Source organism: Nocardioides sp. Root151 (assembly GCF_001427925.1).
Lineage (GTDB): Bacteria > Actinomycetota > Actinomycetes > Propionibacteriales > Nocardioidaceae > Nocardioides.
Genome location: NZ_LMGG01000004.1, coordinates 601,601 through 620,612, shown reverse-complemented (window position 1 = coordinate 620,612; position 19,012 = coordinate 601,601). Strand labels below are relative to the sequence as shown.

Below are 19,012 nucleotides of genomic sequence, written 5' to 3'. Positions count from 1 at the left end.
GAGTTACTCGGACGCAGTGAGATCGGGCTCCGCGGCGGCGGCAGCAGCAGCGGCCTCTTCGGCGGCGAGCTCGGCCGGGTCGATGTCGGTGCAGGTCAGGAGGTCCTCGTTGATCTCGCGCAGGGCGATCGAGAGGGGCTTCTCCTGGACGTGGGTGTCGACCAGCGGGCCGACGTACTCGAGCAGGCCCTCGCCGAGCTGGGAGTAGTAGGCGTTGATCTGCCGGGCGCGCTTGGCGCTGTAGAGGACCAGCTTGTACTTCGAGTCCGTCTTGGTGAGCAGATCGTCGATGGAAGGGTTGGTGACACCCTCGCCGGTGGGGACAGACACGTGCACACGCCTCACAAGTAGTTGGAATTGCACCCAGCGATGGCTGGATTTCATCAGGCCCGCAGAGGGGCCTTCATCAAGGTTACCAACTCGTTGGCTGCAGCGTGAACTTCGCGGTTCACGATGGTCTTGTCGAACTCGGCCTCGGCGGCGAGTTCGACCCGCGCCGTCTCGAGGCGGCGCTCGCGTTCGCGCTCGTCCTCGGTGCCGCGGCCGACCAGTCGGCGGACGAGTTCGTCCCAGCTGGGCGGGGCCAGGAAGACGAAGAGCGCCTCCGGCATGTTCACCTTGACCTGGCGTGCACCCTGCAGGTCGATCTCGAGCAGGGCCGGCCGGCCGGACGCCAGTGCCTCGTCGACGGGGCCGCGCGGGGTGCCGTAGCGGGCCGCCTTGTGCACGACCGCCCACTCGAGCAGCTCGCCACGCTCGACCATCTCGTCGAAGCGCTCGTCGGAGACGAAGTGGTAGTGCACGCCCTCGACCTCGCCGGGGCGGGCCGGGCGGGTGGTCACCGACACGGAGATCCACACGTCGGGGTGGTCGTCGCGGATCACCGAGGCCACGGTGCCCTTGCCGACCGCGGTGGGTCCGGCCAGGACGACGAGCCGGTTGGACTGGGGTGCCGTCAAGTCCTCAGCCCCGCGAGGAGAACTCGGCCTCGAGGGCAGCGACCTGCTTGCTGCCCAGGCCGCGGACGCGGCGGCTCTCGGCAATGCTCAGGCGCTCCATCAGCTGACGCGCGCGGACCTTGCCCAGGCCCGGCATCGACTGGAGCAGGTCGACGACCTTCATCTTGCCGATGACCTCGTTGGACTGGCCCTCGTGGAGGACGTCGACGATCGAGGCACCGGAGTTCTTCAGCCGGTTCTTGACCTCGGCGCGTTCCCGACGCGAAGCGGCGGCCTTGTCCAGGGCAGCCTGGCGTTGTTCAGGTGTGAGCGGGGGCAGGGCCACGGGTGGGAATCCTCGATCGATCGTGCGGTGGCGGACGTGGTGGTCAATCTAGTCACAGGCCTTGTGCCTCGGCAACGCTGGGGTGCCCCGTCACCTCACAGCAATGACGTGCCGCACACGTCGAGTGCCTGTTGCTCGATGCCCTCGGAGGCCGCCTTGACGTCGTCACCCTGCACCACCGAGATCGCCCCGAGCACTCGCTGACGCTCCTCGCGGGAGAGCCCCTTGGGCAGGCCCTTGGCAACGTCCTCGGGTTCCAGCCCGGCGTCGTCCAGTGCGTCGCGCCAGCCACGCAGGGCGTTGAGGTAGGTCTGCCACTCGTCCTTCAGGTCGTCCGGGGACTCCTCGGCCAGGCCCTCCAGGGTCGGCAGCAGGTCGAGGGCCGCACCGGCGCCGCCCTCATCGACCTTGCGGGTGATCGACTCGCTCTCGGCCTTCACCTTCTTGCAGTAGGCGTCGCGCGCCTCCTCCTTGCTCTGCGCGCACCCGGTGGGGAGCACCAGCAGGGCGGCGAGGAGCGCAGGCAACAGGCGACGCATCAGACCGCCAGGGCCCGGAACTCGTCGTTGGTGCGGCGTACGGCGTCACGCAGGCTCGACGCGTCGGGGCCCTGCAGCAGCAGCTGTCGTGAGCTGCTGGGTGTCACGTTGCGCGCGGCGGAGCCGAAGATGCGGCGTACGTCGTCGACGGTGCCGCCCTGGGCGCCGACACCGGGCGCGAGGATCGGGCCGTTGAAGTCGAAGTCCTCCCCCGTGTCGCCGATGGTCGCGCCGATCACGGCACCGACCGAGCCGAGCGGGTCGGCCCCGGCGTTGAGCTCACGCAGCCTGGCCAGCACTCCCCCGGCGACGGTGCGCCCGTCGGCGCCGACCGCGTGCTGCACCTCGGGAGCCTCCTTGTTGGAGGTGAGTGCGAGCACGAAGACGCCGGCCTCGTTGCGCAGCGCGGTCTCGATCATCGGCGTCACCGAGCCGAAGCCGAGGTAGGGGCTGACCGTGATCGCGTCGGAGAAGAGCGGCGAGGAGGGGTCGAGGTAGGCGTCGGCGTAGGCCTGCGACGTGGAGCCGATGTCGCCGCGCTTCACGTCGAGCAGCACCAGGGTGCCGGCGGCCCGGCTCTCCCTGATCACCTTCTCGAGGACGGCGATGCCGCGGCTGCCGAAGCGCTCGTAGAACGCCGACTGCGGCTTGACCACGGCCACCTCGCCGGCCACCGCCTCCACGACGGTCATCGCGAAGCGCTCGAGGCCGGCCACGTCGTCGTCGAGGCCCCAGTCGAGGAGCAGTGAGGAGTGCGGGTCGATGCCGACGCAGAGCGGGCCCCGGGTGTCGAGCGCGGCCCGGTAGCGGGCGCCGAAGCTGGTGCTGGTCATGTGGGTTCTCCCTGGAGTTCGGCCGCGATGCGGGCGGCGGTGGTCGGGTCGTGGAGCAGTGCGGTGCCGATCTGTACGGCGAACGCACCGGCGGCGAGGAAGGCCCTGGCGTCGTCGGCGGTCGTGATGCCGCCGGTGCCGATGAGCGGGAGGTCGGGCAGCTCGGCGTGGACGTCGTGCACGCAGCGCAGGGCGAGCGGGCGGATCGCCGGGCCGCTCAGCCCCGCGGGTCGACCGTCGGGCATCAGGGCCGGGGCGGCGTTGCCGAGCACGACGGCGTCGGCGCCCGCCTCGGCGATCGCCCGCGCGGTCTCGACGATGCGGGTCGGGTCGGGCGCGAGCTTGGCGATCACCGGGAGGCCCGGCGGCAGGTCGCGGCGTACGGCCTGCACCACCCGGGCGGCCTGGAACGGCTCACGGGTGTCGAACAGGCCGAGGTCGCCCGGCTCCGAGAGGTTCACCTCGATGCCGGTGACTCCCGGGGAACGTCCGAGCCGGCGGCCGAGGTCGGCGTACTCCCCCAGGGTCGAGCCGGCGACCGAGACGAAGGTGCGGGTCCGCCGGGCGGCCAGCCAGGGCAGCTCGCGGGTGAGGAACTGGTCGAGGCCGGGGTTCTGCAGGCCGATCGTGTGCACCAGTCCGGAGGGTGTCTCCACGACGCGCGGAGGCAGCGACCCGGGGCGCGGGTCGAGGGTGATCGAGCGGGTGACGAACGCCCCGACCGCGTCGAGCGCGTCGAAGTCGGCGAGCTCACGGCCGGTGCCACCGCACCCCGAGGCGGTCATGACCGGGTTGGCCAGGGTGACGCTGCCGAGGTTCATGAGACCCCCAGGTCGGCCCAGCGGACCCGGTCTCCCCGGATCACCGGACCCTCGGCGCAGGCCCGCACCACGCGGGCCACGCCGTCCTCGCCGACGACGGGAAGGGGGCAGCCCTGGCACAGGCCGGTGCCACAGGTTTGGGGCGTCTCGACGGCGACCTGGCTCCAGGCGCCGTGCTGCTCCGCGGCGGCGGCGACCGCGTGGAGGGCCCGGTGGGACCCGGTCGCGTAGACCACCTCGATGCCGTCCATCACCTCGGGCAGGGCGCCGGCGATGTCGCCGCGGCGGCCCACCGAGCCGTCACCGGTGACCACCGAGACGGCGCGAGCGGCTCGCCGGGCATCGAGTGCGCCGAGCAGGTGGACCTCGTCGGGTGCGCCGAGCAGCATCGTGACGGTGCACGAACGCGCCCGGAGCCGCTCGGCCAGCGGGAAGAGCGCACCGGCGGCGTACCCCTCACCGACCAGCAGGCAGGACACCGGCTCCTTGGGCAGCGCGAACGGGCGGCCCAGGGGTCCGGTCAGCTCGAGGTGGTCGCCCTGGCGCCGGTCGGCGAGCCAGGTCGAGCCGACGCCGCGTGGCTCGACGACGAGCTCGATGGTCGGTCCGTGGCTGCCGGTCGGCCGGACGCCGGTGATCCAGAAGCTGCGGCGGGCGAGGTGGGCGCGCGGGGTGAGGTCGCCGATGGACACCGCAACGAACGTGCCCGGGCGATAGCGCTCGGCGATGCCGGACGCCGCGATGGTGAGGTGGCGGTAGGCACCGATCTTCTTCACCACCAGCACTTCGCCGGTGACGTGGAGCGGATCGCGTGCGCTGCTCATCAGTCGGCCAGGCCTCGCAGCACCCGCCGCGGCCACAGCGGGCCCTCGTAGATGAACGCGGTGTAGCCCTGCAGCAGTGCGGCCCCGGCGTCGAGGCGGGCCCGCGCGTCGTCCGGCGTCGTGAGGCCGCCGACGGAGACCAGGTCGAGGTCGTCGCCGACGCGGCCCTTGAGCAGGCGCAGCACGTCGAGGGAGCGCTCAGCGAGGGGCCGTCCGGAGAGCCCGCCGGCACCGATCGCGTCGACCTTCTCGCGGGGGCTGCGCAGTCCGTCGCGGGAGATCGTCGTGTTGGTGGCGATGATGCCGTCGAGGCCGAGTGCCTTGGCGAGGTCGGCAACCGCCAGGACGTCGTCGTCGCTGAGGTCGGGTGCGATCTTCACCAGCAGCGGCAGGTGCTGCTCGGTGACCGCGTCGGCCTGCCGGCGTACGGCGGCCAGCAGCGGCTCGAGCTTCTCGACGGCCTGCAGGTTGCGCAGACCGGGGGTGTTCGGCGAGCTCACGTTGACGACGAGGTAGTCGGCCTCGGGGGCCAGCAGCCGCGTGGACTTCTCGTAGTCGGCGATCGCGTCGTCCTCGGGCACGACCTTGGTCTTGCCGATGTTCACCCCGAGAACTGTTCTCGATCCGTCCTGCGCGAACCGTGGACTCTTGATGCGCGAACCGTGGATTCTTGCGCGCCGAGCCGCGAGTCGTCGGGCGACCACTTCGGCGCCGTCGTTGTTGAAGCCCATGCGGTTGACCACCGCGCGGTCCTCGGGCAGCCGGAACAGCCGCGGCTTCGGGTTGCCCGGCTGCGGTTCCCCGGTCACCGTGCCGATCTCGACGTGGCCGAAGCCGAGCCCGGCCAGCGCGTCGATGCCGAGGGCGTTCTTGTCGAAGCCGGCGGCCAGCCCCAGCCGGTTGGCGAACGTGAGGCCGAACGCGGTCACCGGCTGGTCGGGCACGAGCCGTCGGCGGACTGCACCCGTCACCGGACGACCCGCCCGGATCGCGGCGAAGGCCGCGTGGTGGGCCCGCTCCGGATCGGTGCGGGTCAGCACGTGGTCGAAGAGCAGCGCGTAAGGCTTCACGCGGTCGGCTCCTCCTTCTTCGTGTTGCTGGTGAGGAGCTTCGCCCAGTCCTGCAACGACCGGACGCCGATGCTGCCGGCCTGCATCGCCTGGATGCCTTGTACGGCGGCACCGAGGCCCTGGATCGTGGTGATGCAGGGGATGTCGGTCATGATCGCCGCGGCCCGGATCTCGTAGCCGTCGACGCGTGGCGAGCCACCGCTGGTGGTGCCGTGCGGCGTGTTCACGACCAGGGCGATCTCGCCGTCGTGGATGCGTCCGACGATGGTCTGCTCACCCCCGGGGCCGTCGCCCTCGAAGTGCTTGCGGGCCACGGTGGAGGTGACGCCGTTGCGGCGCAGCACCTCGGCCGTGCCGGCGGTGGCGACGATCTCGAAGCCCATCTCGGCGAGCTGCTTGATCGGGAAGATCATGTGCCGCTTGTCGCGGTTGGCGACCGAGACGAACACCTTGCCCTGCAGCGGGAGCGACCCGTAGGCGGCGGCCTCGGCCTTGGCGAAGGCGGTGCCGAAGTCGGCGTCGAAGCCCATCACCTCACCGGTCGAGCGCATCTCTGGCCCGAGCACGGCGTCGACCATGGTGCCCTCCGGCGTACGGAACCGGTTGAACGGCATGACCGCCTCCTTGACCGCGATCGGCGAGCCGTCGGGCAGCAGGCCGCCGTCGCCGGCCGGGAGCAGGCCCTCGGCACGCAGGTCGGCGATCGAGGCACCGAGCATCACCCGGGCCGCGGCCTTGGCCAACGGAGTGGCGGTCGCCTTGGAGACGAACGGCACGGTGCGGGAGGCGCGCGGGTTGGCCTCGAGCACGTAGAGCACGTCGGAGGCCATTGCATACTGGATGTTGAGCAGGCCGCGCACGCCGACGCCGCGGGCGATCGCCTCGGTGGACTTGCGGATCCGCTCGATCTCCGAGCTGCCCAGGGTGATCGGCGGCAGCGCGCACGAGGAGTCACCGGAGTGGATGCCGGCCTCCTCGATGTGCTCCATCACGCCGCCGAGGAAGAGCTCCTCGCCGTCGAACAGCGCGTCGACGTCGATCTCGACCGCGTCGTCGAGGAACCGGTCGACCAGCACCGGCTGCTTCTCGTTGATCAGGCCGTTGGCGACGTACTTCTCGAGGTAGGACTCCAGCGCGCCCTCGTCGTACACGATCTCCATGCCGCGGCCGCCCAGGACGTACGACGGCCGCACCAGCACCGGGTAGCCGATCTCCTCGGCGATCTCGCGGGCCTGGCCGAAGGTCGTCGCCGTGCCGTGCTTGGGGGCGGGCAGGCCGGCCTCGTGCAGGACCCGGCCGAACGCGCCCCGCTCCTCGGCCAGGTCGATCGCGGCCGGCGAGGTGCCGACGATCTTCACGCCGGCCTCCTCGAGTCCGCGGGCCAGGCCGAGCGGGGTCTGTCCGCCGAGCTGGCAGATGACCCCGGCGATCGGGCCGGCGGCGCGCTCGGCGTCGACGATCTCGAGGACGTCCTCGAGGGTGAGCGGCTCGAAGTAGAGCCGGTCGGAGGTGTCGTAGTCGGTCGAGACGGTCTCGGGGTTGCAGTTGACCATGATCGTCTCGTAGCCGGCCTCGCTCAGCGCCATGCTGGCGTGCACGCACGAGTAGTCGAACTCGATGCCCTGGCCGATGCGGTTCGGGCCCGAGCCGAGGATGATCACCGCTTCCTTCTCGCGCGGGAGCACCTCGGACTCCTCGTCGTAGGACGAGTAGTAGTACGGCGTCTGGGCGGCGAACTCGGCGGCGCAGGTGTCGACGGTCTTGAACACCGGGCGTACGCCGAGGGCGTGGCGCACTCCGCGGACCACGTCGGCACCCATGTTGCGGATCTTGCCGATCTGGGCGTCGGAGAAGCCGTGCCTCTTGGCCTTGCGCAGCAGGCTCGGCGTGAGACCGTCGGCGGCGGCGATCTGGCCGGCCACCTCGTTGATCAGTGCGAGCTGGTCGAGGAACCAGGGGTCGATCTTGGTGGACTCGAAGATCTCCTCGGGGGTGGCCTCGGCACGGATCGCGTCCATCACCTTGCGCAGGCGGCCGTCGTGGGGCACCCGGATCTCGTCGAGCAGCGCGGACTTGTCGAGGTCGACCCACTGGTGGCTCCAGTCGAAGACCGCGTCCTTGCTCTCGAGCGAGCGCAGTGCCTTCTGCAGGGCCTCGGTGAAGTTGCGGCCGATCGCCATCGCCTCGCCGACCGACTTCATGTGCGTGGTGAGCACCGGGTCGGCGCCGGGGAACTTCTCGAACGCGAACCGCGGCACCTTCACCACGACGTAGTCGAGGCTCGGCTCGAAGCTCGCCGGCGTCTCCTTGGTGATGTCGTTGGGGATCTCGTCGAGCGTGTAGCCGATGGCCACCTTGGCCGCGATCTTCGCGATCGGGAAGCCGGTCGCCTTCGAGGCCAGTGCGGAGGAACGCGAGACCCGGGGGTTCATCTCGATGACGATCAGGCGGCCGTCGGCCGGGTTGACGGCGTACTGGATGTTGCAGCCGCCGGTGTCGACGCCGACCGCGCGGATGATGCCGATCGCGAGGTCGCGCATCTTCTGGTACTCGCGGTCGGTGAGCGTCATCGCGGGCGCGACGGTGATCGAGTCACCCGTGTGCACGCCCATCGGGTCGACGTTCTCGATCGAGCAGATGATCACCACGTTGTCGGCGGTGTCGCGCATGACCTCGAGCTCGTACTCCTTCCAGCCGAGGATCGACTCCTCGAGGAGCACCTCGGTGGTCGGGCTGGCGGCCAGGCCGGAGCCGCCGATGCGGCGCAGGTCGGCCTCGTTGTAGGCCATGCCGGAGCCGGTGCCGCCCATCGTGAACGACGGACGCACGACCATCGGGTAGCCGAGCTCGTCGGCCGCGGCGAGCAGGTCGTCCATGGAGTGGCAGATGATCGACTTGGCGCTCTCGCCGCCCAGCTCGTCGACGATCTTCTTGAACACCTGGCGGTTCTCGCCGCGGTCGATGGCCTCGATGCTGGCGCCGATCAGCTCGACGCCGTACTTCTCGAGGACGCCGTTGGCGTCTAGGGCGACCGCGCAGTTCAAGGCGGTCTGGCCACCGAGCGTGGCCAGCAGCGCGTCGGGGCGCTCCTTGGCGATCACCTTCTCGACGAACTCGGCCGTGATCGGCTCGACGTACGTCGCGTCGGCGAACTCGGGGTCGGTCATGATCGTGGCCGGGTTGGAGTTGACCAGGATCACCCGCAGGCCCTCGGCCTTGAGCACCCGGCAGGCCTGGGTGCCGGAGTAGTCGAACTCGCAGGCCTGGCCGATGATGATCGGCCCGGAGCCGATGACCAGGACCGACTTGATGTCTTCGCGCTTCGGCATCTCAGGCCTGCCCTTCCATGAGGTCGATGAACCGGTCGAAGAGGTACGCCGCATCGTGCGGGCCGGCGGCGGCCTCGGGGTGGTACTGCACCGAGAAGCTCTTCAGGTTGCCGGTGTCGTCGCGCAGCTCGAGGCCCTCGACCACGTCGTCGTTGAGGCACACGTGGCTCACGGTGACGGTGCCGAACTCGGTCTCGGTCGCCCTGTCGAGCGGGGCGTCGACAGCGAACCCGTGGTTGTGCGCGGTGACCTCGACCTTGTTCGTCGTACGGTCCATCACCGGCTGGTTGATGCCGCGGTGGCCGTACTTCAGCTTGTAGGTGCCAAAGCCGAGTGCGCGACCGAAGAGCTGGTTGCCGAAGCAGATGCCGAAGTAGGGCAGCCCGCGCTCGAGTGCGGTCCTGAGCAGCTCGACCTGACCGGTCGTGGCGGCCGGGTCGCCGGGGCCGTTGGAGAAGAAGAGGCCGTCGGGCTTGACGGCGAGCACGTCGTCGATGCTCGAGTTCGCCGGCAGCACGTGCACCTCGATGCCACGCTCAGCCATCATCCGCGGCGTGTTCGCCTTGATGCCGAGGTCGAGGGCGGCGACGGTGAACCGCTTGTCCCCGACCGCGGGTACGACGTACGCCTCGCTGGTCGAGACCTCGCCGGAGAGCTCGGCGCCAGCCATCTCGCCGGACGCGCGGACCTTCTCCAGGAGGGCCTCGACGCTGCCGCCGGTCGAGGAGATGCCGACCCGCATGGCGCCGCGCTCGCGCAGGTGTCGGGTCAGCGCACGGGTGTCGATGCCGGAGATGCCGACGACGCCCTGGTCGCGGAGCGCGTCGTCGAGCGAGCGCACCGAGCGCCAGTTCGACGGGACGCGGGCGGGGTCGCGGACCACGTAGCCCGACACCCAGATGCGCGAGGACTCGGGGTCCTCGTCGTTGACGCCGGTGTTGCCGACGTGCGGGGCGGTCATCACGACCACCTGGCGGTGGTACGACGGGTCGGTGAGCGTCTCCTGGTAGCCGGTCATGCCGGTGGAGAACACCGCCTCGCCGAACGTCTCGCCTTCGGCGCCGTAGGACTCGCCATGGAAGACCCGGCCGTCCTCGAGCACCAGCACAGCCTCAGTCATACGAGCTTTCCTTCCAGGACGGTGGGCACTCCACGCAACAGGGTGGCGTGCACCGCACCGGTGAGGGTGCGGCCGTGCCACGGGTTGTTGCGGGAGAGGGAGACGGAGGCGTCGCGGTCGACGGTGACCTGGGCCTCGGGGTCGATCAGGGTGAGGTTCGCCGGGGCGCCGACCTGGAGGGCCTGGCCCTGGTCGGCGAGACCGGCGATGCGTGCGGGGTTGGCCGACATGACGCGAGCAACGCCGGCCCAGTCGAGCAGGTCGTTGCCGCGCATGACCGTGTTGACCACGCCGAGCGCGGTCTCCAGGCCGAGCATGCCGAAGGCCGCGTCGACGAAGGCGTGCTCCTTGTCGTGGCGGGCGTGCGGTGCGTGGTCGGTGGCCACCGCGTCGATCGTGCCGTCGGCCAGGGCGGCACGCAGTGCCTCGACGTCCTCGACCGGACGCAGCGGCGGGTTCACCTTGTACGTCGGGTCGTAGCCGGTGAGCAGGTCGGTGGTGAGCAGCAGGTGGTGCGGCGTGACCTCGGCGGTGACGTCGATGCCCTGGGCCCTGGCCCAGCGGATCACCTCGACGCTGCCCGCCGTACTCACATGGGCGACGTGGACGCGTGAGCCGGTGTGACGGGCCAGCATCACGTCTCGGGCGACGATGACCTCCTCGGCGATGCCGGGCCAGCCGGGCAGGCCGAGCTGGCCGGAGACCTCGCCCTCGTGGCAGCACGCGGACGCGCCGGCCAGTGAGGAGTCCTGGGAGTGCTGGCTGATCACGCCGCCGAACGCCTTGACGTATTCGAGGGCCCGGCGCATCACGCGGGCGTCGCCGACGCACTTGCCGTCGTCGGAGAAGACCCGCACGCGGGCCCGGCTGGTGGCCATCAGGCCGAGCTCGGCGAGCTCTTCCCCGGCCAGGCCGCGGGTGACCGCGCCCACCGGGTGTACGTCGACCAGCCCGGCCGCACGACCCAGGTCGAAGACCCGCTCGGCGTTCTCGGCGGTGTCGGTGACCGGGCTCGTGTTGGCCATCGCCAGCACCGCGGTGTAGCCGCCGACCGCAGCGGCAGCGGAGCCGGTGCGGATCGTCTCGGCGTCCTCGCGACCGGGCTCACGCAGGTGGGTGTGCAGGTCGACGAGCCCGGGCAGGGCGACCAGGCCGTCGGCCTCGATCACGCGGGCGCCCTTCTCGGAGACGGAGCCGATCTCGCGGATCACGCCGTCCTCGAGCAGCAGGTCGGTCGCCTGCTCCCCGAGCAGGGACGCGCCCTTGACGACGATCTTGTCGCCGGGGCTGGTGTGGGTGCTCATGCGGTTTCCTCTCCGGCGAGCAGGTGGTAGAGCACGGACATGCGCACCGCGACTCCGGCCGAGACCTGGTCGAGAACCAGCGACTGGGCGGCGTCGGCAGCGTCGGCGGCGATCTCGAGGCCGCGGTTCATCGGGCCGGGGTGCAGGATCGGGGTGTCCGGCTTGAGGGTGGCCAGTCGGTCACGGGTCAGCCCGTAGCGGACCGTGTATTCGCGGGCGGTCGGGAAGAACGCGCCGTTCATGCGCTCGCGCTGCACGCGCAGCATCATCACCGCGTCGGCGCCGGGCAGGACCTCGTCGAGGTCGTAGGACGTCGAGAAGCCGCTCGCCTTCGCCCAGGCGTCGATGCCACTGGGCATCAGGGTCGGTGGCGCCACGACGGTGACGTCGGCGCCGAGCTTGGTCAGGGCCAGCACGTTGCTGCGGAAGACCCGGCTGTGGGTGAGGTCTCCGACGATCGCGATGCGGCGACCCTCGAGGCTGCCCAGCTTCAGCTCGAGCGCGTAGGCGTCGAGAAGCGCCTGGGTGGGGTGCTCGTGGGTTCCGTCACCGGCGTTGATCACGACCGCGTCGACCCATTCGCTGACCTGCTGCGCCGACCCACTCGCGTGGTGGCGCATGACCAGCGCGTCGACGCCCATCGCGCAGACGGTGAGCACGGTGTCGCGCAGGCTCTCGCCCTTCGACGTGGAGGAGCCCTTGCCGGTGATGTTGATGGTGTCGGCCGAGAGCCACTTCCCGGCGATCTCGAAGCTCGACCGGGTGCGGGTGGAGTCCTCGAAGAACAGGTTGATCACCGTGCGGCCACGCAGGGCGGGCAGCTTCTTGACCTCGCGGTGCTGCACGTCGTGCATCTCGGCGGCGGTGTCGAAGATCATCCGCATCGCGTCGACGTCGAGGTCGTTGATGGACAGCAGGTGCTTCACGGCTTGGCTCCGATCTGGGAGATGCGGACCTCGTCGTGGCCGTCGATCTCGTCGAGGCGCACGCTGACCCGTTCGCTGCGGGCGCTGGGGAGGTTCTTGCCGACGTGGTCGGCCCGGATCGGCAGCTCACGGTGGCCGCGGTCGACCAGCACGGCGAGCCGGACCGTCGAGGGGCGGCCCAGGTCGTTGACCGCGTCGAGGGCCGAGCGGATGGTGCGGCCGGAGAACAGCACGTCGTCGACCAGCACGACGGTGCGACCGTCGATGCCGCCGGCCGGCACCACGGTCTTCTGCGGTCCGCGGGTGGGGTGCGAGCGCAGGTCGTCGCGGTACATAGTGACGTCGAGCGAGCCGACCGCGATCGGCGTGCCCTCGACGGACTCGATGCGCTCCGCGATCCGCCTGGCCAGCGGGACGCCGCGGGTGTGCAGGCCGAGGAGAACCAGGTCTTCGGGGCCCTTGTTGCGTTCGAGGATCTCGTGGCTGATGCGAGTCAGCGCCCGGGAGATGTCACGGGCATCGAGCACGATGTGACCCTCGGGAGTGGCGTCATCGCCGGGCTGGGTCGGGGCAGGCATGTGCTTGCCGGACCTCCTTCTCCGCCTCACGGGACGGCTCGTTAAAGGATGTCGAACGACCCGAACTCTAGCAGCCGATCGACCACGCCGCGGGCACCGGTCCAGCGTCGGCGCGACGTCATCGTGAGAGGTGCCGCGCCCGGGCCAGGGCGAAGAGGCCGTAGCTCGCGATGCCCAGGCCGACCGCCACCAGCAGCGGCGTACCGAACGGCTGGTGCAGGATCTCCCGCACGGCGCCGTCCACCCCACTGGAGTCCTTCGGCTCGTGCGTGATCGCCGCGTAGACGAACAGCGCGCCGACCAGCCCGACCACCAGCCCCTTGGACACGTAGCCGACCTTGCCGAGGAGCAGGTACGCCGATCCTGCGTTGCCACTGCGGCCCTCGTGTGCCAGGTGCTCGCGGTGCTTGTTGCTGAGACCCTTCCAGAGGTTGGCGACTCCGTAGCCGACGATCGCGAGCCCGATCGCGCCCACGAGGACCCGGCCCATCGGCAGGTCCATGATCCGTGCGGTGAGCACCTTGGTGCCTCCACTCGACGAGCTCTCCGTGGCCAGTCCGAACGCCTTCCACCCGAGGAATCCGTAAATTGCGGACTTGAGCAGGTCTGCGCCGCGTCCACGCCACAGGTCAGCGCCCTCCTCGTCGCGGTGCCCCACGAACAGGTCAAGCAGCCGCCACAGCACGAGCACGACCATGCCCACGGCGACCACCACGAGCAGGACGTCGCCGAACGGCTGCTCCGCGACCTCCTTGAGCGCGCCCTTGGTCGAGACAGAACCTCGCCGCTCGCCCAGTGCCAGCTGGACGATCAGCCAGGCGACGAGGAGGTACACGAGCCCGTAGACCACCAGCCCGAACCTCACCGCGTGGTCGACGGTGTCGCTGTTGTCGGCACGCCGACCGAGCTCGTCGGCCTTCTCCCCCAGGTCGTCGCCCTGATCTCCCATGGAGGAAGTACACCAGTGTTGGCGCGTGAGGTGCAGCCGAACGGATCAGGCCAGCTCCTGCACGGCCGTGGCGACCGCGCGGTGGAAGGTGGGGTAGGCGTAGTGCATCGATGCCAGGGTCGCGATCGGGACCCGTGCGTGCACGGCCGTGGTCAGCATCGAGAGCACCTCTCCCCCGCTGGGCCCGACCGCGGTGGCACCCACGAGCACGTCACCGTCCGCGACGAGCTTGATCAGGCCCTCGCCCTTGGCGATCCAGCCGCGAGTGCCGAGATCGGCGGAGAGACCGACGCGTACGTCGCCACGGCGCTCGCGGGCCTGGTGCTCGGTGAGGCCGACCGACCCGACTTCGGGGTCGGTGAACGTCACGCGTGAGACCGCGCGGTAGTCGGCGGCCGGACCGTCCTGGTCGAGGATGTCGCGCACCGCCACGTCGGCCTGGTACATCGACATGTGGGTGAAGGCGCCCTTCCCGGTGATGTCGCCGATCGCCCAGAGCCGCTCGCCGGCCCGCATCCGCTCGTCGGTCTCCAGGCTGCGCGCGGTCTCGTCGAGGCCGAGCGTGTCGAGCCCGATGCCGGCGAGGTTGGTGCGGCGACCCGCGGCGACCAGCAGCTGGTCCGTCTCGACGCTGTCGCCGTCGACCGTGAGGTGGAACCGCCCGTCGTGGCGCACCTGGTCGATCCGCACCCCGGTGCGCACGTGGACACCGTCCGCCTCCAGCGCCCGGGTGACCAGCGCCGACGCTTCGGGTTCTTCGGGGGCCAGGATCCGGTCGGCCACCTCGAGCAGGGTCACCTCGACGCCGAACCTGGCGAAGGCCTGGGTCAGCTCGACGCCGATGGCGCCACCACCGATGACGGCCATCGACGCCGGCAGCTCGGTGACCCGCACCGCTTCGCGGTTCGTCCAGTACGGCGACCCGGAGAGCCCGTCGATCGGCAGCACGGCCGGTTCGGTGCCGGTGTTGAGCACCACGCCGTGCGACGCGACGTACGTCGTGCCGTCGACCTCGACCCGGCCGGGTCCGGTGATCCGGGCCTCTCCCCTCACGAAGACCGCGCCGGCGGCCTCCAGCCGCTCGACGGCGACCTGGTCGTCCCAGTCGTCGGTGGCCTCGTCGCGGATCCGGTCGGCGACCACCGACCAGTCGGGGCGTACGTCGGCGGAACCGGCCAGTCCCTGGATCCGCCGGGCCTCGGCGAGCACGTCAGCCGCCCTGATCATCATCTTCGACGGGATGCAGCCGAAGTAGGGGCACTCACCGCCGACCAGTCTTCGGTCGATGCCGACCACCTTGAGTCCCGCCTTCGCGAGCTGGGTGGCCGCGGACTCGCCGCCCGGGCCGAGTCCGATCACGATCACGTCGACGTCCATGGCTCCACTCAAGTCGGTGACGGCCGCGATGTCCATGGCACCGGTGGTGCGTCATGCTGTCGGCATGGACAGCTTCGACCCGACCGACGTGTACGGCGTGCCCGAGACCGACCTCCCACCCGAGCTGGTCGGCACACTTCCCGGAAATTCCGCACCGGCTCCCTGGTCCGTCAGGGCCTCCGCCGTCGTGTGGTGGTCGAAGGCGACTCCCGCGGCGACGGCAGCGCTTCCCGCCTCGGTGCGAGAGCGGGGTAGGGCTGTCGCAGTCGTCGGCGGACTCGTGCGGTACGCCGACACCCCGGTCGGCACCTACGACGAGGTGTTCGGCGCCGTCGCTGTCCTGTTCGGGCGGGGACTCGGCCGACGCCTCGTGGCGACCATCCCGTTCATGGCGGTCGACTCCCCCAGCAGCCTGGTTGGCGGACGCGCCAACTGGTCGATCCCCAAGACCCTGGCCGACTTCTCCGGCGCCCCCGCCGACGGAACGCCGTTCACCGCGTCGAGCGCCACTGGCGCCGGTTGGCAGGTGTCGGCCACGGCCCGCGCGAAGGGGCCGCGGCTCCCTGTGGTCAGCAGGGCCCGCGTGGCCCAGGAGTTCCCGGACCACTCCCTTCGCGGGACCCGGCTCAAGGCGCGTGGCCGGATGCGGCTGTCCAGGGTCGAGGCCGACGTGTCATCCGTCGGCGAGCTGCCCGGGTGGCTGCCGTCGGGCCGTCACCCCGGCGCGCTGCTGGACGACGTCCGCTTCTCCCTGGACGTCCCCCGCCCGATGTGACCCCGCCCGGCTCGACCTCAGGCCAGCGCGGGCGCCTCGATCAGCAGCTCCACGTTGCGTGCGTCAGTGGCGCCACGACGGTCCTGGGACCGCTCCTGCCAGTCGTTGGCGCTGAGCTCACGGGCCAGCCCGGCCAGCGCGACCGGGTCGTGCAGACGACTGCCGTACGCCGCCGGGCCGGCGTGGTCGAGCATCGTGCTGAAGATCGAGAGCGATCCGTCGAGGTTGTCGACGATCTCGACAAGTCTTGACTGCTGCGGGAAGTCGGCGTGCGACGCGGTGTTGATCTCCCAGAACGCACCCGGCAGACCTTCCTGACGGCGTGCCCACACCTGGTTGCGGTGGGTGTGGCCGTTGATCCATGCGATGACCTGCGGATGCCCGAGCAACAGCGTGACGACCTCGGGCCCGAGAACCCGAGGTGTCACCTCTCCCCCCGCGGCCACCAGCGGATTGGTCATCGTGTCGCTGGTGTGATGGCTCGAGATGACGACGAGGCGGTCCCGCGAGGCGGCCAGCTGGGCCGCCAACCAGTCGAACTGTGGCCGGTCGAGGGAGCCGTCGGAGTAGCCGTTCTGGTTCACGGTGTCGAGCACCAGGAAGCGCACCGGTCCCTGGTCGAACGCGTAGTAGGCCGTGTCCTGGGCCCGGTTCTGCTCGGTGAAGCCGTGGCCCACCGGGAAGCCGGTGGTGGTGAAGTGTTCGTCCACGACCTCGCCCCGGTTCAGGATCCGGCGTTCCGGGTCGGGCGTCACCGCCCGCACGAACGGCGTCAGGGCCAGGCCCTGCAGGAAGCCCTGGTAGTCCTGCCCGAGCAGACGCATCAGGTCGGCCAAGGAGACTCCGAGTGGCGGTGAGATCAGCTTCAGGCCGCCCGTGGCGACCGCACTCATGGCGAGTCCCAGGCTGCCCGGCGGGAAGTTCCCCTGCACCAGGCCGTCGTGGTTGCCGAACGCGGAGTACCACGGGATGCCCAGGCCCTGCGCCACGAAGGGTGTTCGCGCTGCGGCGAGCAAGCCGGGGACCGACGGGAAGCCGTACAGCCGGCGGGGTTGGTCGGCCTGGGTGAGTGGCGGGTTGCCGTCGGGATGCCAGTAGTGGACGTCGTAGTGGAGGCGGTCGTTGTCGGCCACGCCTTCCCACCGGGTCAGGTCGCCGGAGTCGGGGGTCACCGTGGTCCCACCGCTGAGCAGGTCGATGTTCCAGCGGACCTCGTTGCGCTGGGCGTTGTCGGAGTTGTCGCCGGTCTGCAGGGCGAAGGCGAGCGGCGCGCCGGTGACCGGCCCGACCCCGACGTCGTTGACCGCGCGCACCATCGACTCCGCGACGTGGGCGCTGAGCATCTCCTGCGGTCGGTACGCCGAGGAGGCCAGTCCCGTCGTCGGGTCGCCGGGCTTGTCCTGGTCGTCGAAGCGGTCGAGCCACTCCAGGCGCATCGGCGACTGGGCGTCGACCACGTGGAGGTCGGTGAGGTGGGCGAAGGCCAGGAGTCCCCGGCGCCGACCGTCGCGCCCGACGCTCGCCGGCCTACCCAGGTCGGTGCGCACGACGTGCGGCTCCCCCGGCCCGTGGACGACCTGCCGGTACCCGCCACCACCGGCCGGACCGCGCAGCAAGGTGCGCTCGAGGGTCGTACCGGCCGCCGCGATCGGCACGCCCGGAGCCGCACGTGCGGGGTCGACGACGAGGCCGGCACCGCCCAAGGAGGCGACCGCACCCACGGCCAGTCCGGATCTCAGCAGGTCACGACGGGAGATCTCCACGAGCCGCTCAACGAGCCGGCGTGTCCCAGGTCACGCTGGACGCCATCCGAAGTAGCGCCGCAGCGTCCGGTTCCAGCGGTTGGCCGGCAGCCGCGGGTCGACGGCGGCCATCCCGACGCAGTACTTGCTGATCGGCACCGGTCGGTGCCCGAGCCGCCACAGCAACCGGTCGGCCGGCCCGGCCCCGCGCAGGGACTTGGTCTCGACCAGCACGTGGTCGGTCATCTCGACCACGGTGCCGGCCCAGTCGCTCAGGCGGAGGCCGGCGTCGCACGTCATCCGGAAGCCGGCGTCCGCGTCGACCAGGGTGGCCCGATGGTAGGTGGTCGTGAGCACCGGCCCCAGCCCGCACGCCGGGACGTCGATGCGTGCGTCCACGAACGCGAGGCCCGCCGGGTCGAGGCTGTCGCGCTGCGCCGCGGTCGTGGCCAGTCGGTCCTTGACGGTCTCCTCCCGGCCGCCCTCGGTCTTCACCTCGAGCACGGTGCCCCCCGAGTCGAGATAGCTGCGGGTGCGCACCTTGAACTTGCGGCGGCGACCGGTGGCCGCACGGCGGTAGGAGTCCAGCCCGGCGGTGTCGAAGTAGACCGACTCGTAGCGGAAGTCGCGCAGCCCGTCGATCTCCAGCACGCGACAGGTCCCGACCAGCCCGTGCATCAGGGCCGCGAAGGCGTCCGGAGGGATCAGGTACTTCCGGTCCACCCGGGTCTGCAGCGAGGCCGCCTCCACCACCTCGGCCAGGGTGATCGGGGCGAAGGCACCGACCCCGACCCGCTGGGCAACGGCTGCGGGTCCCCGGTTCATCGCACGCCCGGCCGCTGGTCGCGCAGGGCCGTGGCGGGGTACGGCGTCGACTCCGGCTCGAGGCGGTCGTGCTCGGGCTGGTCGTCCCGCCCGGCGTCGAGCGGTCGGCGTTGCGGGTGCACGCGGTAGCGGACGTCGACGACCGTGACGTCACGCACCAGGTCGGTCTCGGTGACGATGAACCGCTGGATCTCCGCCCCGAGCAGCTCGCCGAGCCGGGCGACCAGGACGCGTTCGTCGGTGATGGCGCGGTCCAGGGTCAGCTCCTGCTGGCGGTTGTGCACGTGCATCCGCGGGTGGTCGGCGACGTACATGACCGCGACCAACAGGGCACCGACCAGCGGTGCCACCCACACCGGGTCGGGGCGCAGCCCGCAGATCAGTCCCAGCGCGAGGGAGGCGAAGTAGTAGCCGACCTCCTCCTGGGTCAACGCCGAGGAACGGAGTCTGATGATCGACAGAACGCCGAACAGCCCGAGCCCGAGACCCGCCGCCACGGTCGAGGTGGCCAGCACCATGGCCACGGCCATCACACCGACGTTGAGGGCGGTGTAGGCGATCAGCATGTCCCGGCGACGGTGTCGCCGGAAGTAGATGCCGTGTGCCAGGACGGCGATGGCCGCGACGTCGAACGCCAGGATCAGGACGGTGTTCATGAACTGTTCTCCTCCGAGTAGTGAGGAGAACAGGTTCACGGCCGCCGATGAGCCGCAGGT

The 19,012-nt window shown here is 70.7% G+C and carries 19 protein-coding genes; 1 reads left to right on the top strand and 18 read right to left on the bottom strand.

What is annotated here, in order from left to right; all coding sequences use genetic code 11:
• Positions 1-3: 3 nt before the first annotated feature.
• The 15 genes from rpoZ to ASD66_RS11425 all read right to left on the bottom strand — a co-directional run bounded on the left by rpoZ (position 4) and on the right by ASD66_RS11425 (position 14,990).
• Complete coding sequence (gene rpoZ, locus ASD66_RS11495; RefSeq protein WP_200950001.1) at positions 4-336, bottom strand: DNA-directed RNA polymerase subunit omega; 333 nt, start codon at positions 334-336, stop codon at positions 4-6.
• Positions 337-383: 47 nt separating this feature from the next.
• Positions 384-959: a guanylate kinase gene (gene gmk / locus ASD66_RS11490; protein WP_056677549.1), complete on the bottom strand. Its 576-nt coding sequence runs from the start codon at positions 957-959 to the stop codon at positions 384-386.
• Positions 960-963: 4 nt separating this feature from the next.
• Entirely contained in the window at positions 964-1,284 is a 321-nt protein-coding gene (gene mihF, locus ASD66_RS11485; protein WP_056677546.1) for an integration host factor, actinobacterial type, read from the bottom strand.
• Between the two features lie 95 nt (positions 1,285-1,379).
• Positions 1,380-1,823, bottom strand: coding sequence for a hypothetical protein (locus ASD66_RS11480; protein ID WP_056677543.1), 444 nt, complete (start codon positions 1,821-1,823; stop codon positions 1,380-1,382).
• On the bottom strand, positions 1,823-2,656 hold the full coding sequence (pyrF, locus tag ASD66_RS11475; RefSeq protein WP_056890995.1) for an orotidine-5'-phosphate decarboxylase: 834 nt from the start codon (positions 2,654-2,656) through the stop codon (positions 1,823-1,825). The genes ASD66_RS11480 and pyrF overlap by 1 nt, the downstream gene beginning before the upstream one ends.
• On the bottom strand, positions 2,653-3,477 hold the full coding sequence (locus ASD66_RS11470) for a nitronate monooxygenase (RefSeq protein ID WP_056677537.1): 825 nt from the start codon (positions 3,475-3,477) through the stop codon (positions 2,653-2,655). The genes pyrF and ASD66_RS11470 overlap by 4 nt, the downstream gene beginning before the upstream one ends.
• Positions 3,474-4,301 carry a hypothetical protein gene (locus tag ASD66_RS11465; protein ID WP_082599525.1) on the bottom strand — a complete coding sequence of 276 codons (828 nt, stop codon included), beginning with the start codon at positions 4,299-4,301 and terminating at the stop codon, positions 3,474-3,476. The genes ASD66_RS11470 and ASD66_RS11465 overlap by 4 nt, the downstream gene beginning before the upstream one ends.
• Complete coding sequence (locus ASD66_RS11460; protein WP_056890993.1) at positions 4,301-5,371, bottom strand: quinone-dependent dihydroorotate dehydrogenase; 1,071 nt, start codon at positions 5,369-5,371, stop codon at positions 4,301-4,303. Before ASD66_RS11460 ends, ASD66_RS11465 begins: the two co-directional genes overlap by 1 nt.
• Positions 5,368-8,700, bottom strand: coding sequence for a carbamoyl-phosphate synthase large subunit (gene carB, locus ASD66_RS11455; RefSeq protein WP_056890992.1), 3,333 nt, complete (start codon positions 8,698-8,700; stop codon positions 5,368-5,370). Before carB ends, ASD66_RS11460 begins: the two co-directional genes overlap by 4 nt.
• Before the next feature lies 1 nt (position 8,701).
• Entirely contained in the window at positions 8,702-9,820 is a 1,119-nt protein-coding gene (gene carA / locus ASD66_RS11450; protein ID WP_056890991.1) for a glutamine-hydrolyzing carbamoyl-phosphate synthase small subunit, read from the bottom strand.
• Positions 9,817-11,124, bottom strand: coding sequence for a dihydroorotase (locus ASD66_RS11445; RefSeq protein WP_056677522.1), 1,308 nt, complete (start codon positions 11,122-11,124; stop codon positions 9,817-9,819). Before ASD66_RS11445 ends, carA begins: the two co-directional genes overlap by 4 nt.
• Complete coding sequence (locus tag ASD66_RS11440; RefSeq protein ID WP_056677519.1) at positions 11,121-12,050, bottom strand: aspartate carbamoyltransferase catalytic subunit; 930 nt, start codon at positions 12,048-12,050, stop codon at positions 11,121-11,123. The genes ASD66_RS11445 and ASD66_RS11440 overlap by 4 nt, the downstream gene beginning before the upstream one ends.
• Positions 12,047-12,628, bottom strand: coding sequence for a bifunctional pyr operon transcriptional regulator/uracil phosphoribosyltransferase PyrR (gene pyrR / locus ASD66_RS11435; RefSeq protein ID WP_056677516.1), 582 nt, complete (start codon positions 12,626-12,628; stop codon positions 12,047-12,049). Before pyrR ends, ASD66_RS11440 begins: the two co-directional genes overlap by 4 nt.
• Positions 12,629-12,746: 118 nt before the next feature.
• Entirely contained in the window at positions 12,747-13,577 is an 831-nt protein-coding gene (locus ASD66_RS11430) for a DUF1206 domain-containing protein (protein ID WP_056677514.1), read from the bottom strand.
• 45 nt (positions 13,578-13,622) lie between these two features.
• Entirely contained in the window at positions 13,623-14,990 is a 1,368-nt protein-coding gene (locus ASD66_RS11425) for a dihydrolipoyl dehydrogenase family protein (protein ID WP_156388644.1), read from the bottom strand.
• 28 nt (positions 14,991-15,018) lie between these two features.
• Here ASD66_RS11425 and ASD66_RS11420 point away from each other — a divergent pair, with 28 nt between their 5' ends.
• Positions 15,019-15,729, top strand: a complete 711-nt coding sequence (locus tag ASD66_RS11420; RefSeq protein ID WP_162250916.1) for an acetoacetate decarboxylase family protein — start codon at positions 15,019-15,021, stop codon at positions 15,727-15,729.
• A 17-nt stretch (positions 15,730-15,746) separates the two neighbouring features.
• Here the strand turns inward: ASD66_RS11420 and ASD66_RS11415 are convergent, their stop codons facing one another.
• The 3 genes from ASD66_RS11415 to ASD66_RS11405 are packed head-to-tail and all read right to left on the bottom strand — an operon-like array spanning position 15,747 to position 18,952.
• The gene (locus ASD66_RS11415; protein ID WP_156388643.1) at positions 15,747-17,492 is read right to left on the bottom strand and encodes a TIGR03767 family metallophosphoesterase; all 1,746 of its coding nucleotides are present in this window, start codon (positions 17,490-17,492) and stop codon (positions 15,747-15,749) included.
• A gap of 30 nt (positions 17,493-17,522) precedes the next feature.
• Positions 17,523-18,296, bottom strand: a complete 774-nt coding sequence (locus ASD66_RS11410) for a polyphosphate polymerase domain-containing protein (RefSeq protein ID WP_056677505.1) — start codon at positions 18,294-18,296, stop codon at positions 17,523-17,525.
• The gene (locus ASD66_RS11405; protein WP_056677502.1) at positions 18,293-18,952 is read right to left on the bottom strand and encodes a DUF4956 domain-containing protein; all 660 of its coding nucleotides are present in this window, start codon (positions 18,950-18,952) and stop codon (positions 18,293-18,295) included. Before ASD66_RS11405 ends, ASD66_RS11410 begins: the two co-directional genes overlap by 4 nt.
• Between the last annotated feature and the right edge of the window lie 60 nt (positions 18,953-19,012).

Bases quoted from the DNA above. Each gene is read 5' to 3' on its own strand.
- ASD66_RS11470 (WP_056677537.1), bottom strand. From the start codon at position 3,477: ATGAACCTCGGCAGCGTCACCCTGGCCAACCCGGTCATGACCGCCTCG.
- carA (WP_056890991.1), bottom strand. From the start codon at position 9,820: ATGACTGAGGCTGTGCTGGTGCTCGAGGACGGCCGGGTCTTCCATGGC.
- ASD66_RS11405 (WP_056677502.1), bottom strand. From the start codon at position 18,952: ATGAACACCGTCCTGATCCTGGCGTTCGACGTCGCGGCCATCGCCGTC.
- ASD66_RS11420 (WP_162250916.1), top strand. From the start codon at position 15,019: ATGGACAGCTTCGACCCGACCGACGTGTACGGCGTGCCCGAGACCGAC.
- ASD66_RS11410 (WP_056677505.1), bottom strand. From the start codon at position 18,296: ATGAACCGGGGACCCGCAGCCGTTGCCCAGCGGGTCGGGGTCGGTGCC.
- ASD66_RS11480 (WP_056677543.1), bottom strand. From the start codon at position 1,823: ATGCGTCGCCTGTTGCCTGCGCTCCTCGCCGCCCTGCTGGTGCTCCCC.
- ASD66_RS11430 (WP_056677514.1), bottom strand. From the start codon at position 13,577: ATGGGAGATCAGGGCGACGACCTGGGGGAGAAGGCCGACGAGCTCGGT.
- ASD66_RS11465 (WP_082599525.1), bottom strand. From the start codon at position 4,301: ATGAGCAGCGCACGCGATCCGCTCCACGTCACCGGCGAAGTGCTGGTG.
- pyrF (WP_056890995.1), bottom strand. From the start codon at position 2,656: ATGACCAGCACCAGCTTCGGCGCCCGCTACCGGGCCGCGCTCGACACC.
- pyrR (WP_056677516.1), bottom strand. From the start codon at position 12,628: ATGCCTGCCCCGACCCAGCCCGGCGATGACGCCACTCCCGAGGGTCAC.
- ASD66_RS11445 (WP_056677522.1), bottom strand. From the start codon at position 11,124: ATGAGCACCCACACCAGCCCCGGCGACAAGATCGTCGTCAAGGGCGCG.
- carB (WP_056890992.1), bottom strand. From the start codon at position 8,700: ATGCCGAAGCGCGAAGACATCAAGTCGGTCCTGGTCATCGGCTCCGGG.
- ASD66_RS11425 (WP_156388644.1), bottom strand. From the start codon at position 14,990: ATGGACATCGCGGCCGTCACCGACTTGAGTGGAGCCATGGACGTCGAC.